This is a genomic window from Chryseobacterium mulctrae (assembly GCF_006175945.1).
Taxonomy (GTDB): Bacteria; Bacteroidota; Bacteroidia; order Flavobacteriales; family Weeksellaceae; genus Chryseobacterium; species Chryseobacterium mulctrae.
This window is the reverse complement of sequence record NZ_VAJL01000001.1, coordinates 1,149,220-1,164,486: the sequence shown is the minus strand read 5'-3', so window position 1 is coordinate 1,164,486 and position 15,267 is coordinate 1,149,220. Positions and strand designations below refer to the sequence as shown.

17 protein-coding genes are annotated in these 15,267 nt (G+C 31.8%); 6 read left to right on the top strand and 11 right to left on the bottom strand.

Annotation, left to right across the window (positions count from 1 at the left end; genetic code table 11):
• Positions 1–122: 122 nt before the first annotated feature.
• The 4 genes from FDY99_RS05110 (at position 123) to FDY99_RS05095 (ending at position 4,226) form a co-directional block, all read left to right on the top strand.
• Positions 123–1,490 (top strand): hypothetical protein, encoded by a 1,368-nt coding sequence (locus FDY99_RS05110; RefSeq protein WP_139419701.1) that lies wholly within the window; start codon positions 123–125, stop codon positions 1,488–1,490.
• An 18-nt stretch (positions 1,491–1,508) separates the two neighbouring features.
• A complete protein-coding gene (locus FDY99_RS05105) occupies positions 1,509–2,090 on the top strand; it encodes a DUF6705 family protein (RefSeq protein WP_139419699.1) in 582 nt (193 codons plus the stop codon).
• A gap of 145 nt (positions 2,091–2,235) precedes the next feature.
• Positions 2,236–3,336, top strand: a complete 1,101-nt coding sequence (locus FDY99_RS05100; protein WP_139419698.1) for a hypothetical protein — start codon at positions 2,236–2,238, stop codon at positions 3,334–3,336.
• A 2-nt stretch (positions 3,337–3,338) separates the two neighbouring features.
• Positions 3,339–4,226: a hypothetical protein gene (locus FDY99_RS05095; RefSeq protein WP_228448740.1), complete on the top strand. Its 888-nt coding sequence runs from the start codon at positions 3,339–3,341 to the stop codon at positions 4,224–4,226.
• 116 nt (positions 4,227–4,342) lie between these two features.
• Here FDY99_RS05095 and FDY99_RS05090 read toward each other — a convergent pair whose 3' ends face one another.
• The 10 genes from FDY99_RS05090 to FDY99_RS05045 all read right to left on the bottom strand — a co-directional run bounded on the left by FDY99_RS05090 (position 4,343) and on the right by FDY99_RS05045 (position 13,091).
• Positions 4,343–5,317 (bottom strand): chorismate-binding protein, encoded by a 975-nt coding sequence (locus tag FDY99_RS05090; protein ID WP_139419696.1) that lies wholly within the window; start codon positions 5,315–5,317, stop codon positions 4,343–4,345.
• 24 nt (positions 5,318–5,341) lie between these two features.
• Positions 5,342–6,226 carry an outer membrane beta-barrel protein gene (locus FDY99_RS05085; protein WP_139419694.1) on the bottom strand — a complete coding sequence of 295 codons (885 nt, stop codon included), beginning with the start codon at positions 6,224–6,226 and terminating at the stop codon, positions 5,342–5,344.
• Between the two features lie 13 nt (positions 6,227–6,239).
• Positions 6,240–7,343: a sigma-70 family RNA polymerase sigma factor gene (locus FDY99_RS05080; RefSeq protein ID WP_139419692.1), complete on the bottom strand. Its 1,104-nt coding sequence runs from the start codon at positions 7,341–7,343 to the stop codon at positions 6,240–6,242.
• Between the two features lie 3 nt (positions 7,344–7,346).
• Complete coding sequence (locus tag FDY99_RS05075; protein WP_139419690.1) at positions 7,347–8,378, bottom strand: hypothetical protein; 1,032 nt, start codon at positions 8,376–8,378, stop codon at positions 7,347–7,349.
• Positions 8,379–8,429: 51 nt separating this feature from the next.
• Entirely contained in the window at positions 8,430–8,897 is a 468-nt protein-coding gene (locus tag FDY99_RS05070) for a protease complex subunit PrcB family protein (RefSeq protein WP_139419688.1), read from the bottom strand.
• 63 nt (positions 8,898–8,960) lie between these two features.
• On the bottom strand, positions 8,961–9,422 hold the full coding sequence (locus FDY99_RS05065; RefSeq protein WP_139419686.1) for a protease complex subunit PrcB family protein: 462 nt from the start codon (positions 9,420–9,422) through the stop codon (positions 8,961–8,963).
• A gap of 115 nt (positions 9,423–9,537) precedes the next feature.
• Positions 9,538–9,966 carry a PaaI family thioesterase gene (locus FDY99_RS05060; protein WP_079464287.1) on the bottom strand — a complete coding sequence of 143 codons (429 nt, stop codon included), beginning with the start codon at positions 9,964–9,966 and terminating at the stop codon, positions 9,538–9,540.
• A 144-nt stretch (positions 9,967–10,110) separates the two neighbouring features.
• The gene (locus FDY99_RS05055; RefSeq protein ID WP_102978335.1) at positions 10,111–10,707 is read right to left on the bottom strand and encodes a 1-acyl-sn-glycerol-3-phosphate acyltransferase; all 597 of its coding nucleotides are present in this window, start codon (positions 10,705–10,707) and stop codon (positions 10,111–10,113) included.
• A 315-nt stretch (positions 10,708–11,022) separates the two neighbouring features.
• Positions 11,023–12,750, bottom strand: coding sequence for a PspC domain-containing protein (locus FDY99_RS05050; protein ID WP_139419684.1), 1,728 nt, complete (start codon positions 12,748–12,750; stop codon positions 11,023–11,025).
• An 11-nt stretch (positions 12,751–12,761) separates the two neighbouring features.
• Positions 12,762–13,091 carry a PadR family transcriptional regulator gene (locus tag FDY99_RS05045; RefSeq protein WP_066681456.1) on the bottom strand — a complete coding sequence of 110 codons (330 nt, stop codon included), beginning with the start codon at positions 13,089–13,091 and terminating at the stop codon, positions 12,762–12,764.
• 296 nt (positions 13,092–13,387) lie between these two features.
• On the opposite strand from FDY99_RS05045, the gene FDY99_RS05040 reads away from it, so the two are divergent.
• Both FDY99_RS05040 and FDY99_RS05035 read left to right on the top strand, forming a co-directional pair.
• Positions 13,388–14,080 carry an XAC2610-related protein gene (locus tag FDY99_RS05040; protein WP_139419682.1) on the top strand — a complete coding sequence of 231 codons (693 nt, stop codon included), beginning with the start codon at positions 13,388–13,390 and terminating at the stop codon, positions 14,078–14,080.
• Positions 14,058–14,648 (top strand): HD domain-containing protein, encoded by a 591-nt coding sequence (locus tag FDY99_RS05035; protein WP_074229814.1) that lies wholly within the window; start codon positions 14,058–14,060, stop codon positions 14,646–14,648. The genes FDY99_RS05040 and FDY99_RS05035 overlap by 23 nt, the downstream gene beginning before the upstream one ends.
• 161 nt (positions 14,649–14,809) lie before the next feature.
• Here the strand turns inward: FDY99_RS05035 and FDY99_RS05030 are convergent, their stop codons facing one another.
• Positions 14,810–15,193, bottom strand: a complete 384-nt coding sequence (locus FDY99_RS05030) for an acyl-CoA thioesterase (RefSeq protein WP_074229813.1) — start codon at positions 15,191–15,193, stop codon at positions 14,810–14,812.
• Positions 15,194–15,267: the final 74 nt, after the last annotated feature.

Below are 15,267 nucleotides of genomic sequence, written 5' to 3'. Positions count from 1 at the left end.
CATATTATTCCAAACGGAATGGTATTTTATTCCGTTTGGAATTGCAACGCAGTAATTTATTTCACATTTTTGTTACTCAGAAAAAAAAAATATATTTAACCCTTTAAAAACACATAATAATTATGAAGAAAAAATTATTACTCAGGCTCTGCCTGATGATGACAGTAGTACTGTCTCTCTATTCCTGCACCAATGAAGACTTCTATTCTTCGGCTGAAAACCAAAAACAGGAAATCATATCAAAATCTCTCTGGAAAGAAGATACGCTATTCATCAAAAGAATCTATGATCACTTTCAAAAAAGCTTTACACCTACAGAAGCAGACCAAAGGAACTTCTTTGCAGAGCACGGAACACCGGTCTGGGAATATGCTATGACAATGGGCTTTAAAAGAAACCAATTGTTTGTACCTTTAGTACAAAACAATCAGGTAATTGGGGTGATGAGGGTACAGCGACAGGATAAAAAAGCTTTTTACAGCTTTACAAAAGACGATGAAGCCTTAAGGTTTTTTGATATCGTAATGTACAACCGCAATCTTTATAAGCTGCAACCACAAAAGGACGAAAAGTTCAACCAAAATATTTATTCTAAAGGAAGTGCTACCTGGACGTGTACCAAACGCAGTGTCATTACAGGCTATCATATGGATGGTGATGTAATGGTAATGGAGACTTCATTTATGGATGTCTGCAAGTACTCTTACACTACAGGAAAACCACGCGTAGACCATCTTGAGGTGTATACCGACGGTATGGAAGGCGGCGGCGGTGGTGATGAGGGAGAAGAGGAGCAGAATGAAGAAAACCCTTGCGATAAAGCAAAAGCAATATTGGCAGATCCTGCTGTACAAACTAAAACAAGTGATCTGAAAGAGCAATCTAAAATTAAAGAGGGGCAACCTGGCTATGGGGAAAAAGCGTTTGAAGCAAACAATGATGGTACCATATCTGGTATTATAGATGGCGACGAACACATGGTAAAAGTGGGAAGCACTGCAGGTAAGCAAGGCGTTTATCATAATCATACCCCTGATGGACCAAAAATGTTTTCCCCTGCCGATATTTTAAAAATGCTTCACTATGCTTTGGCTCAGCCTATTGATGATCTAAGCAATGGTTTTTTGGGTATGGTGGGCTCTGAAGAATGCAATACCTGCCCTGGTGGCTATAAATATCATAATTATATAATAAGATTTTCCGGAAATTCGGAGGAATTAGTGAAGTATATCTATCAAACGAATTGGGATAAGAATAATTTAAAAAGAACTTATGAATATAATAAAAATCAATTATCTCAAGACCTTAACTATGCAAATTATCAATATGGCCCATTGAATGGTAGTGGATTGGAAAAATTATTTTTTGATACCTTACTTGATATGGGTATGGAAGGAAAAGTAAATTTGCAAAGGATCGATGAAAATGGAACAGTACAAAATATAACACTGAATAGCAATGGCACTACAAATGCTACACCATGTCCATAAAATTTAAAAATGAATAATATGAAAGCAACTTTTTTTAAAATAACACTAGTATTAGTATTAACTATAAATGCCGTTTCTTGCAAAGCACAGCAGCTTCCTTTAAATACTTTACTGAAAGACATTCCTACAAATGCTTATGTAAAAGACTTAGATAATGAATTCCCCCCTTATATAGGAACTTACAAAGCAACTTATAAAGGAAATGAGATTACTTTATTTATTACAAAAGAAGAAAATAAACCGTCAAAACTAATGAATAAAAACTTTTATCGGGATGTCTTGTCAATAAGATATATTGTTAAGAACTCTTCGGGAATAATTCTTCAGAATACACAGAGTATGAATTTAAGTGCTCAAAGCAATTTTAATATTTTAAGTATGGGAACTATGCCAGAATTAGGACAAGTTGCATTAGGTTATGATGGTACCAACTGTGGTGTTGGCTGGGGACAAATAAACCTTAAAAAACTCAATACTACACAGATTTCTTGGGATTATTATCCTTATAATACAATTTTAGATGAAGAAACCTGCCCATCAAGTACAGATACAAAAGTTTATCTGCCACATACTAAAGGTTTGATATTTACTAAGCAGTAATATAAAGCCTCTTCGGAGGCTTTTATTTCTAATCCTATATTTTTTATTTGAAAATAATTCTAAACAGGAAATCATCTCAAAATCTCTCTGGAAAGAAGATACCCTGTTTACGAAAAGAATCTACGACCACTTTCAAAAAAGCATTATGTCTACGAAAGAGCATCAGCAGAAATTTGTTACCGAACATGGGACCCCGGTTTGGGAGTATACGATGACAATGGGCTTTAAAAGAGAACAATTGTTTGTGCCTTTAGTACAAAACAATCAGGTGAGGGTACAGCGACAGAATAAAGAAGCTTTTTACAGCTTTACCAAAGACGATGAAGCCTTAGCGTTTTTTGATGTTGTAATGTATAACCGTAATCATGATAAGCTGCAGCCACAAAAGGACGAGAAGCTCAACGAAAACATCTCTGCCAAAGGAGGAGGGTATACATGGTCTTGCACTAAACGTAGTGTCATTAGCGGTTCTTATATGAATGGTGATGAAATGGTACTGGTAACTTCTATAGTCAATGTCTGTAAATATTCTTACACAGGAGGTAAACCATACGTAGACCATCTTGATGTTTATACAGACGGCATGGAAGGCGGTGGCGGCGGTGAGGAAGAAGAATTAGAAAGCCCAAATCAGGATATTATTGATAATCTTCAAGGCTATCCTTGTGCACAAGATCTTGTTAAAGAACTCCCTGATTTAAAAAATATCATTTCTGCATCTATGAAACAAATTTTTGCTAATAATGAAGATTATAATATAATTTTTAAGGCAAAAAGTGGATTAGGGCATCTCGACGGTATAACTTATGCTTCATCAAGTAGTGAATTTAATAGTTTTAAAGCAACTATTTATTTAAATGATCAAATGTTATTAAATGCAACAAAAGAATATATCTTGGTAACAATGTTTCACGAAGTTATACATGCCTTTTTGGATTATGAAAGATTTAGGTTAGGAAATGTGCTTTTTCACCAACAATATCCAAATATTATTGAAGGCTATGATTACGCTCCAAATGGAACTATAATAAATACATATACATATATAGATGGGCATCAACAACTAATGCCATTTTTAACGACACTTCAAAGTATTGTTTCTGCTTACAATCCAGATCTACCACAAAATGTAGCTGTAGCAATGTCTCGATATGGTATTGCAACATTAACATCTGAACAATCAACATTAAATACAAACGAAAGAGATACATCTTTAGGTAATTACCACGGAACAAAATGTCAATAAATATGAAAATACAAATTTTAATAATATTGTTAATACCTAATCTATTTTTTTGTCAAGAGTATTTTTGGGAGGATGATTTAAAGTCTCAATTTAAAGTAAATCGATTTACCTTAGAAACGGAAGACATCTATACTATTAAAAAGGATATTAATATATATAATGTTTTTATTTCCGAAAATAGTATTTTGCTACTATCCATATTACCAGATTTAGACGAAAAGATACTTCCAAAAACAAATGAAAGAGGAAGTAATTGGGAAATAATTAACTATGATAATATAAAAGATAAGATTTTTTCTAAAAGTAAAATTATCAATATGGTAAGTGACTGGAAATTAAATAATATTCCAGAAAACAAAACACTACAATATAAATTGATAAAGAAAGAAAATGGAAATTATTATGTTTCAAAAATCTGTTTAACTGAGTTTTTCTCTATAGCAAATTTGAAATTTCCTATTATTTCTACTTATGGAACAATTAATACAGAAGAACCGAAAGTTACTATCAAGCAAATGGAGGCAAGCTTTAAAAAACAAGTGCCCAATCAAGATTTCTTAATGGATATAAGAGAAAATGATTTTACAAGAAAAGTTGATATACCTTATAGCTATAGAAATTATTTATCTAAAGAAATTTCTGTGAAAGGAAATAAAGCTTTTAAATTCTGGACGTTTGATGGATGGTGGGCTCATGATGGATATAACGAACACAGGGGTATAGATCGCTTTCTATATATACCGGAAAAGGGTATTGTCGGTGGCTCTTATGATTTCTACTTCAGGTTAAAACCTAAAGTTTCATCAAATGAATATTATACTGCTCCACTTGGTTTATTGTGGAACAATATCATCAATGAAAAAATAATGATTGCTAAAGAAATTAAATAAATGAAAGCCTCAAATTGTTGAGGCTTTTGTATGTTAATATGCATTATAAATATGTTTCAAAATCGCCTGCATTTTTATTTTTGCTTGGAAATCATAGAATTCTATTAAAATATGATTTAAGAAATAACTAGATTTTTCAAGACAGCTTCAGACTTAAGCTCAGTTTCATTCCATTCTTTTTTGGGGTTGCTTTGAGCGGTAATTCCTCCTCCAACAAAGAGATGAACTGAATTTTTATATAATCTTGCGCAGCGTAAATTCACGAAATACTGAATGTAATCTTCTGTCTCAATTTTAATATAACCAGCGTACAATTCTCGTGGGAATTTTTCAACCTTTTCGATGACTTCTCTGCAAAAATCTTTAGGAATTCCGCAAACTGCAGGAGTGGGATGAAGTTCCTGAATAATAGAATCTAAATCTTCAGGATTGATTTTTATTTTAAAATCGGTTTTTAAATGTTTGATATTTCCCGAAATATGATCGTAAGTTTCCGACTCTTCGACTTCGCTCAGATTGACAAATTTTGCCAAAATATTTCTGATGTAAGACGAAACAGGTTTCTGTTCTTCAATCTCTTTTTCAGTCCATTCTTCAGACACAGGAATTGTTCCGGCGATGCTCATTGTTTCAAACTCGTGAGTCGATTTGTTGAATTTTCCTAAAACTTCAGAAAAAGCTCCCATCCATGAGGTTTCACCATCGAAAAAAAGATATATGAATGCATTAGGATAATTTCTGCAAAGGTTGTTGAAGCTTTCTTTTAAATCTATTTCAACAAAATCATTGAAAATTTTTCTTCTTGAAAGTACCAGTTTCGGGAGGTTGTTTTCGTTGATAATTTCAATTACTTCTTCCAGTTTTTGCAAATATTCTTCTTGAGTTTCTGTAATAAACTGAGTTTCATCTTCGGGTAAAATTGTTGAGCTAATCTTTAAATTTTCAAATTCCGAAAGGTCTTTTTCAATAACATTTCCGGCAATATCAATTTTTTCAATATTATTAAAAGAATGGAAATTGATTGAATTTATGTTAGAATTTTCGTCTGTAAAATAGAGTTTCTCGTCAAAAGGAAATTTGAAATAGATCATAATGTTGAATCTTTCAGAAAACCATTACCTAGAAATAAAATAAGAAATTCCTAAACTGATTTTTCTTTCAGCAAAGGTATTATTAGTCTTAAAAATGTCAAAATCAAATGAAGAGTTTTTTAAGGAAAGATTCTTGATTTTATAATGTTGATATTCCACATCAATCAAAAATCGGCTGAATATTCGATATTGTAGACCTAAAGAAAACCCGAAATTGACTTGATTGCTTTTAAAATCGTCCAATTTATTCAGAACATTATTTTCAGGAACCAAAAATTGCATTTTGTAATTGTTTTTATTGGCTAAAAATCCAACAAAAGGTCGCAGGTTTTTCCATTCGTAGATTGCTTTTAACTGCAAAACATATTCAAAATGTTTATTGTTAAATCTTTGAAAGAGTAGTGGTTGATCGTCTTCAGAAAAATAAAAACCGTCAAGATAAGTTTCTTCTTTATTGGTATCGAGATCAAACGTAGAACTCCAATGATGAACATTTGCGGAAAGCATTAATGAAAAATTTGGATTAATAATACTTTTAGAGATCCATATTCCAAAATTTTGCCCAAATTGTTGATTTTTATCTGACAGACTTTCTGACCAACTTGCTTTTTTGAAACCTAGTCCGGCTTGAATTCCGTATTGAAACCTTTTTATTTTTAGTTTTTTTATTTGTTCTTCAAGTTCTTTTTTGTCAATGTCTCGATTGATTTCTTTAATTTCTTCTTCCTGAATTTTTAAAGAAGAAAGCAGAAGATTTGCGGGTTTTAATTTTATTGATTTTTCAAGATAAATAGTATCGTACACAATTACTTTCTCATAAACATAAATGGTATCTGTTTTTTTGCGTTGAGCAAAAGCAGAAGTAATGAATATGACAGAAAAAAATAAAATTATTTTTCTTAAAAGCATGATTGATTTAGTTTTATCTTTCTATAAAAACGGTGTCTCTCTGAATGATTTTTTTCACAACAATCACTTTATGAGAAACGTTTTCGGTAGTGTCTTTTTTTGTAATAGGTTTTGAAGATACTAAGTTTTTTGTTTTAACGGAACGATTTTCAGATTTTAAATCTTTATTGATTTCTAAATTTGATTTCTGATCAGTTTTTATATTTTTTAAACCTTCACTGGAAGATGACTCTTCAGCAATATTTGGTTTGTATTGGTTACTTGTTACAATATTTTCTACTGATTTTGGTTTAGAAATATTTAAATTAAATGTTTTACTTAAAGAGTTTTTAGGACTGAAAAATAGAATAGATCCAACAATAATGATGAAGAAAGTAGTTCCTATGATTGCTTTCTGTCTCCAGTAGTTCTGGGTTGATGAAAACGAAATAGTGTTTAAACTAATATCAGAAGGAATTTCGAAATTTTTTGATGGTGAGATGGCAAAATCTGAAAATTTACTTTGAAAATTTTGAGCCCACAACAACCCACCCAATCCGAAGAAAACTAAAAGTTGTGCTGTTTTGTTTTTCGGAGTTTCATTGTTAACGAAATGAGTCATTAAATAATTTTGCACTGATTTTTTAGCTCTCATCAAATGAGATTTTGAGGTATTGACCGGGATTTCCAGCAAACTTGATATTTCTGCGTGTGAATAATTTTCGATATAATATAAATTGAAAACCGATTTATGATGAGAAGGTAAGCTGTCAATAGATTGTAAAAGCTCTTCTTTCGTAAAATCGTAAGCGAAAATGTGTTTTTTTTCATCAATTACGGATGGTGTCATTTCGGTCAATGTATTATCTGGGATTTCTGATGGTTCGGTGGTGATAAAGGTCTCTTTACTTGTTTTTCGGATAGATTGTAAAGCATTATTGATAACAATTTTCTTCAGCCAGCCGAAAACTGCTTTTTCGTCTTTCAACTGATGGTTTTTCTGAATTGCCATTATAAAACTGTCCTGCACAATATCTTCGGCATTTTGAAGATCTGCGATATATCTGCGACAAATCCCCAAAAGTTTTGGGGAATGGTCGAGATAAATTTTTTGCCAGTTGAGTTTTGTTTTTGACATTTTTTAGTTTTGAACTACGTAAATTGAATTGAACGTATTATTGGTTGACGTTGATGTATTAGTAATGTTTTGTGTTTCAATATTATTAATATAAACTTTACTTGAGTTAGGTGTTATTTGATGCTTGATTGTATATAGGTTATTATCAAGAACAAACATATCTTTAATACGTGAATATGTAGGATCGATAGGGAATACTGTTTGAATATTGTTTTTGAAATAACTGTTTCCTAAGTGTAAAGAACCTGCAATATATAAATCTGAAGAATTTGTTTCACTAATTATCTTTCCTTCGAATAGGTTTGGGTAATTATTATTACTTACAAGTGTTTCAATATTTGTAGTTAAATTTCTGTAGTAATATAAGCCACTTTTTATATAAAGAAAGTTGATGCCCATTGAATTTTGACTAAAATTACAAACCCAGCTTATATTAGGGATAGAATGAAAAGTTGTCCCAATGTAATATCCCGATTGAAAGCTGCTTGATATATTATTTGTGATTGCAGAAACATATGTTTGATGATTGAAAATATTAATTTTTGATGTTCTATAAATGATATTATTTGATGTATTAAGAACTGTTTTTACACCATTTTTCCAAATGCAAAACTCATATCTCAAAGGAGCTATAGGCGAAAAAGTGTCATAATATCCTATAAAATAATTATCTCCATTATCGATTGCCATATCTAAAATTTGATAAGGTGAAAGTGTAGGAATTCCTAAATATACACGTAAGTCTTCTTTGGTATTATTTTTCCAAAAATAGTAGTTTGGGTTAACCCCATTGCTATTTCCTAAAATATAAGTGTTGTTGTTCTCTACAATTATTTTTTCAGCATTTAAATTATCGCCTCCTGCTAAATTGTTTAAAACATTGTTTTTCCAAAATGAAGCTTTATTATTTTCCGACCCTGCGACATATACATCATATGATGTGGTTTTTTGTCCAAGTCCCTCATCAATATCATTTGATGTGCAAGAAAATACAAAGGTCAATAATAAAATAAAAGGTAAAATTAAGTTTCTCATGGTCATTCTTTTCTTTAAAGATGTGGAAATGTAAAAAGGTTGCAGTAGATTTTAATTAAATATCACAAGTTTTTGAATTTTAGGTATTTTCACGATGTGATAAGGTTGGGTGACAACTGTTGTTACGTTTCCCTGAAGTAATTTTTCAACATCAATCTCAATATTTTGCGGATTTTCATCAACGGTCATTATATCAACGGAATGTCCGCCATTTGGATAAACTGCATCAATAACGATGATAACCATAAACTGATTAAAATCGATATTGGTTTCTGTAAAACCTGCCGAAGAATGATTGTTTGGGCTGTCTATTTGATCTAAAAAATTATTCCATTGCGTTGAGGTTGTAATCACCGTATTTTGTTGAGCAGCGTAATTTCCCACAAAGTTTCCTTTTCCAATTAACTGAAAATTAATTTGGTTTTTGCTCTCCAATTGTTCATCATTATCCTGATTATCGCTACAGGAAATCGTTATAAAAAAGATGGAACATAGTAAAAGAAGTAAATGTTTTTTCATGATGTATAAATTTAAGGGTTTCTTTATATAAGATGAAAAAAAATAAAAAGGTTGCAGGAGGTTTTAATTAAATATTAAAGATTTAGCGGTTTTAGGAATTTTCACAATATGATAAGGCTGAGTGATAAAAGATGTGACGTTTCCCTTTAACGATTTTTCTACATTGATAGTAATATACTTAGGGTATTCTTCCATTTTCGTAATCTCGATTGAGTGTTGTCCACCGCTTGGATAGGTTTCATCTACTACAACGATAACTATAAATTCGTTAAAATCAATATAAGTTGTGATAAAACTAGCAGAAGTTTGATAAGTTGTGCTGTCTATTTGATTAAGAAAATTATTCCATTGTATAGAGTTTGTAATAATGGTGTTTTGAGAATTAACGTAATTTCCTATCAAATTTCCTTTTCCAATCAATTGAAAGTTAATTTGATTTTTATTCTCAATGTTTTCATCATCATTACGACATGAAGTTATAATGAATAATACGGAATATAACAGAATAATTAAATGTTTTTTCATAATATGTAAATTTATGTTTTTCAATTACATAATAAATGAAAATCTAAAAATTTTGTTGTAACATAATAAAAAAGACTCAAAAATTTGAGCCTTTAATTTATTTTGTTGAAAATTCTTATCGGTTGATAATATTGTTTGTCATCGTTGTATGATTAATCAATTGACCTTTTTCGTCACGAATTTCAATCTCAGAAACATGCATTGTTTTTCCTTTTCTGATAAATCGTGCGACTGCAGTTACAATTCCGTCTTTTTTACTTCTTAAGTGGTTAGAATTAATGTTGGTTCCTACGCCAAAATATTTGCTTCCGTCAATGAAAATATTAGAAAGGCTAGAGCCCATTGTTTCTGCTAAAACACAACTTGCTCCACCATGCATAATCCCAAAAGGTTGATGGATGTTTGGTGTAACAGGCATTGTTGCAGTCAGCGTTTCGTTTTCAATATCAATATCGATAAAATGAATACCAATCGTTTTCGCAAAAGTTTCTTCACCCCAGTTGTTGATGAATTCTAATATCTCTTCTTTCGTTTTATCTTTAATGTACATTTTTTATGGGTAATAAGTAATTGGTAATGATTAATTTTTTAAGTAAAAAGTAAAAAGTAAAAAGTAAAAAGTAAAAAGTAATTTTGCTCCTAACTCCTAACTCCTAACTCCTAACTCCTAACTCCTAACTCCTAACTCCTAACTCCTAACTTCAGCATCGTTCCCCATAATGTCAGGATTCCAGTTGGCCGGAATTTTTGGACCGATATCGTTTTTAATATAATAATCCTGAATTTCCTTCATTACTTCAGCAAAACTTGCCGTTTCCAATCTTTCGTAAGGAATTTGATAGCCTAAATAAACAATGTTTCTTTTAAAATCACCAGCTGCCAAAACAATAGGAACTTTAGCCGCTAAAGCCATGTGGTAAAAGCCTTTTCTCCATTTCGGAACCCAGCTTCTTGTCCCTTCCGGTGTAATCACCAAGCTGAAATCTTCTTTTTTAAACTCATTCGCCACGAAATTAATAAGATCGTTCTTTTGGCTTCTGTCAATACCGATTCCGCCTAAACCCCTTACTACTGCACCGTACCAAGCTTTAGTATGAGCGTCTTTAATGATGATTTTAAGTTTTTTTCCTAATTTCCAATAGGCTAAATTTCCTAATAGATATTCCATATTGTGAGTGTGTGGCGCTACAACGAGAATACAACGATCGAGATTGTTGACATCGCCCTGCAGAACTACTTTCCAGCCCAGAATTTTTAGCATTAAACTACCTATCAGTTTTTTCATGTATTTTATATTTAAAACAAAAAAGTATAACCAAACTTTGGTTATACTTTACAAATATATTGAAATATTGTCGCTCTTAAAACAAACTGCTAATTAAATCTGCGATTTTCACTGCAATTTCTAAAACTACTTGTACCATGGCTTAAATTTTTTTGTGTTTGTTTTTTATGGAATTTGAATATACGAATATAAAACTTTTTTATGACATAAAATACTTTTTTTTGAAAAATATTTGTCTGTTTCTGAGAGTAGAAGAGTGTGAATTTCAAACGGTTGTCTTACGTCCACACCTTCCGTCACTCTCTGAGGTTTGAATTATTTGGTTTTTATAGAAACTTTGCTGTCTCCGTCTTTGATTTCAATGCTTTTTATTTCGTTTTCGTTTTGCTTGATGATGTTTTTGATAGAATCAATTTTCTTCTTTGCATCTTTCTCAGAAACTTTTACTCCATTGATAATTACACTGTCTTTATCATTCGAACTGTATTCTATAGTAGAACCGTTGATAGAGATTTTGTTTTTTTCAATGCTGATATTTCCGTTTTCGTTATCATCAGATTCATCATTATCGTTGATTCCGTTTCCATCAGTGTCACCATCAAAATTAATCTGATCTTTTTTCACAGGAATTACAATAGTGTTTTGAGGAATTACCAACTCATAATCGATGCTGTAATCTCTGAAACGGTGATCGTAAGGATATTTTATGTAGTTTGGAAGAATAACTTTATTACCTACAATTTCTACAGGAACGCTTACGTTTAAAGGATAATTATAACCTTTTGCTTCTTTCTTTATAATTAAATAAGGAGTCTTGATATCCGTTTTTCTTGTAACATCTACGTGAATCCAGTCTTTTTGGAAAACAGAGTTTTTATCAGAATAAAGATCGTCGTCGTATGCTGTAAAATTCTGAGGAATCGTTACGTTTTTCATATCAACATAGATGGTGTCTGAAGTTGTATTGATGGCAACTTCTTCCACATCTTCTTTATGACCTTTAAACAGCATGTCCCTTTTTGCCATACTTACTCCAAAGTAAGCGCCTAAACCCATTAAAGAGATAAATAATGCTCCTAAAACCCAACCGATATTTCTCAACTTAGTTTTTGGCGAGAAGATTTTAATACTCAATAAACTGAATAGAATAGCCGGAATTAAAGATCCTACAATGATAATTGCTGCTAAAACACTATACAATCCGTCGTCATCGAAATAGAATTTCATTTCATTAGCTCCCGGAAAATTTGAATCAATTCCAAAAAGTCCGAATACCACAAATACTCCTATAATGCTTCCTACTGCCATCAAAGCAAAGAATGCACCGATAATATATTTTAAAACATTCCAAACTCCGCTTCCTGCGTTATTGATGTAAGGTTTGTTTTCGGTGAAAATTTCACCGGCTCTTGTACTTGTTTCGTTGGCAAACTGTACAATTTTGCTTGATTCTTCTTTTAGATTATCAAAATTTAAAGGTTTACCTTTCATCTTAAGAAAATCTGATGCAGATTCTGCTTTTGGTAAAACTGCCCAAAGAATAAAGTATAAAATGATTACGAGGAAAGATGATCCCGGTGCAACCCATAAGAATAAAAATGCACCTACCCAGATTAATCTCATCCAAGAAATTTCCATTCCGGAATATGCTGCTAAACCTGCGCAAACCCCTGCAATTTTTTGTTTCTCAGGATCACGGAACAATTGTCTTTTGTCTGTGTAAGTTGTTCCTGTAGAATTATTCTTATTCGATTTTGTATTTTTCTCAGAATAATATGCTTCTTCTTGTTCTTCTATTTTTTCAGGAGTACCAATCTGTGCAATTACTCTTTCTACATCACCGTCGTTGATTACTTCGCGTTTTCCTAAAGAATCTCTGAAGATTTCAACCATTCTGATTTCTATATCGTGAATTACCTCATCAGCTTCAGAAATATCCAAAGAGCTTCTCAGAGCATTCAGATAATCGCTAAGCTTTATGTATGCGTGTTCTTCTATAGTGAAAGAAAAACCTGCGAGTCCTATTGAGAGTGTCTTGTTCATAGCTTTTGTTTTTAAAGTTTTTGAGTGATTTGGTTTACAGAATCTGTTAATTCTTTCCAGGTGATTTGAAGTTCAGATAAAAACGTTTTGCCTTTTTCTGTAATTTGGTAATATTTTCTGGGAGGTCCTCCTGTAGATTCTTCCCATCTGTAGGAAAGAAATTCTCCATTTTTCAATCTTGTTAAAAGAGGGTAGAGGGTTCCTTCCACTACATCCAGTTTTCCTTTTTTCAGCTCATCTATTAAATCAGAAACATACATTTCGCGATTGTTGATAAGGCTTAAAATACAGAATTCCAGAATCCCTTTTCGCATTTGCGCTTTGGTATTTTCGGTATTCATCTTTAATAGGTTTTGTTAATTAGTTATATAATTTTCAGTTTTCGGTTCCTAGCTAGTTGAACCTATTCCGATTTTACATTACAAAGATATGTAATTAAAATGGTAATATGCAATACAAAGTAGTGGAATTATTTTTAAAATAATTTTAAATAACTGAAAATCAGGTTAATAATTTTTATTCATGATTTTGTGCTATTATTAAATATTAGAAATAAACTGAATATTTGAGCTTAAATTTTTATATTTGTTATAGATTTTTCGGGTTTTAATTTGAAAAATTATAAAAACTACCAACCATGAATTACAAGAAATTTCTAATGACATTCGTTCTTTTAGGAGGACTTTGTAGTGCGCAAAATTATTTTGAGTTAGCCAATGTTTCCAAAAGTTTTAATGTTGTTGTCAACATGGTGACGTGTACTGAAAGGAAATGTAGTGGGAAAGCAACATTTGATCTTTACGATAAAAATACAATGAAGAAATATCAAAGTTTCTCTTCAAGTGATTTTTATTTAGATTTAAATGAAAACCAAAAACCTGTTTTTGATTCGTTGAAAAATTCGGTCGTTTTTGATGATTTTAATTTTGATGGAGCGGAAGATCTTGCCATTAGAAACGGAAATACCAATCATCAAAGTCCTTTTTATGAAGTATATTTGAATGATAATTCTAAACAGCAGTTTGCGTTGAATGATGAATTGACAAATCTTGTCCGTTCGAATTCCGGAATGTTTAAAACAGATTCTGAACGTCAGCGAATTATTGCTTATCAAAAAAATGGATGTTGCTGGAATCTTACCTCAGAATATTTATTGGTTCCCGAGAGAGGATTATTAAAAGTATTAGAATTTGAAGAAGACACGAGAGATCCTAAAAAAGTGACAACCGTAAAAAGAGAATTTATAGATTATAAGTGGTTTGCAAAAACGACAATCTATCCTAGAGAACGATATTTTAAAGAAGAAAATGAAAATACAGAAAGAAATTGATTTTATCCTCGCAGTAGACGCATTAAAAAATGTGCAGAGAAGAAATTATAATGCAGATGATTCCAGAAGAGAAAACACGGCCGAACATTCGTGGCAGATTATTATTTTAGCCCAAATTCTTTTTCCTTACGCCAAAAACAGAGCCGATATAGATTTGTTGAGAGTCATCAGAATGCTGTCAATTCATGATTTGGTTGAAATTGAAGCAGGTGATACTTTTCTTTTTGACGAAGCAGCGATGGTTGGGAAATTTGAAAGAGAAAAACAATCTGCCCAAAATATTTTCGGAATTTTAGACGAGCCGATCCGTTCAGAATTTTTTAATCTTTGGCTTGAATTTGAAGAAGAACAAACTCCCGATGCCATTTTTGCTTGCGCCATCGACAGAATTATGCCTTTCATTCTTAATTCTTACACCTCCGGAAAAAGCTGGACTGAAGCAAAAGTAACGGAACTTCAAATAAGAAATATGCTTGAAAATGCAATCAGCAGAGCTTCTGATGAAATGGGAGAGGCTTTTCAGACCTTACTTAACCTAAGTTTGGATTCTGAAAAAGTTTTGAGATAATTTTTATTCCCACAGATTTCGAGTCGATTGTCTGAAATTTATTTTTAGATAATTTAATAAAATGAAAAAGTTTCGGCGGGCCTTTGGCCCGCCGAAACTGCTAAAAAACATTTGAATTTAATGTTGAATTTCGGCGACCGAAGGTCGCCGAAATTCTTTATCTATAGTATTTGAATTGGTTTCTTAAATTCATCAATCGCCACAAAAGTAAAATCTCCCACAATAGCTTTTTCCCTTTCGTAAGAATACATTTGCTCGGTGTAGATCTCAACATTCACTTTCATACTTGTTTTTCCAACGTGTGAAACTTTTCCGATAAGCTCTACAATCGTTCCTGCTGGAATTGGTTTTTTAAAATCGATTTTATCGCTACTTACGGTTACTACACGTTTTCTTGCAAATCTTGTTGCGGTAATAAAGGCAACTTCATCCATCAATTGCATGGCTGTTCCTCCGAAAAGAGTATCGTAATGATTGGTGGTATTAGGGAAAACGGCTTTGAAAATTCTGGTTTCCGATGATTGAATTCTTTCTTCTGTAGTCATATTTCATTATTAATTAAAGCGAAAATGAAATGATATTGGAACCAACAGAATTATTCAGGAACATGAAATTCCTG

Coding starts and splice junctions, on each gene's coding strand:
- FDY99_RS05110 (WP_139419701.1), top strand. CDS start 123: ATGAAGAAAAAATTATTACTCAGGCTCTGCCTGATGATGACAGTAGTA.
- FDY99_RS05105 (WP_139419699.1), top strand. CDS start 1,509: ATGAAAGCAACTTTTTTTAAAATAACACTAGTATTAGTATTAACTATA.
- FDY99_RS05100 (WP_139419698.1), top strand. CDS start 2,236: ATGTCTACGAAAGAGCATCAGCAGAAATTTGTTACCGAACATGGGACC.
- FDY99_RS05095 (WP_228448740.1), top strand. CDS start 3,339: ATGAAAATACAAATTTTAATAATATTGTTAATACCTAATCTATTTTTT.
- FDY99_RS05090 (WP_139419696.1), bottom strand. CDS start 5,317: ATGATCTATTTCAAATTTCCTTTTGACGAGAAACTCTATTTTACAGAC.
- FDY99_RS05085 (WP_139419694.1), bottom strand. CDS start 6,226: ATGCTTTTAAGAAAAATAATTTTATTTTTTTCTGTCATATTCATTACT.
- FDY99_RS05080 (WP_139419692.1), bottom strand. CDS start 7,343: ATGTCAAAAACAAAACTCAACTGGCAAAAAATTTATCTCGACCATTCC.
- FDY99_RS05075 (WP_139419690.1), bottom strand. CDS start 8,378: ATGAGAAACTTAATTTTACCTTTTATTTTATTATTGACCTTTGTATTT.
- FDY99_RS05070 (WP_139419688.1), bottom strand. CDS start 8,897: ATGAAAAAACATTTACTTCTTTTACTATGTTCCATCTTTTTTATAACG.
- FDY99_RS05065 (WP_139419686.1), bottom strand. CDS start 9,422: ATGAAAAAACATTTAATTATTCTGTTATATTCCGTATTATTCATTATA.
- FDY99_RS05055 (WP_102978335.1), bottom strand. CDS start 10,707: ATGAAAAAACTGATAGGTAGTTTAATGCTAAAAATTCTGGGCTGGAAA.
- FDY99_RS05050 (WP_139419684.1), bottom strand. CDS start 12,750: ATGAACAAGACACTCTCAATAGGACTCGCAGGTTTTTCTTTCACTATA.
- FDY99_RS05045 (WP_066681456.1), bottom strand. CDS start 13,091: ATGAATACCGAAAATACCAAAGCGCAAATGCGAAAAGGGATTCTGGAA.
- FDY99_RS05040 (WP_139419682.1), top strand. CDS start 13,388: ATGAATTACAAGAAATTTCTAATGACATTCGTTCTTTTAGGAGGACTT.
- FDY99_RS05035 (WP_074229814.1), top strand. CDS start 14,058: ATGAAAATACAGAAAGAAATTGATTTTATCCTCGCAGTAGACGCATTA.
- FDY99_RS05030 (WP_074229813.1), bottom strand. CDS start 15,193: ATGACTACAGAAGAAAGAATTCAATCATCGGAAACCAGAATTTTCAAA.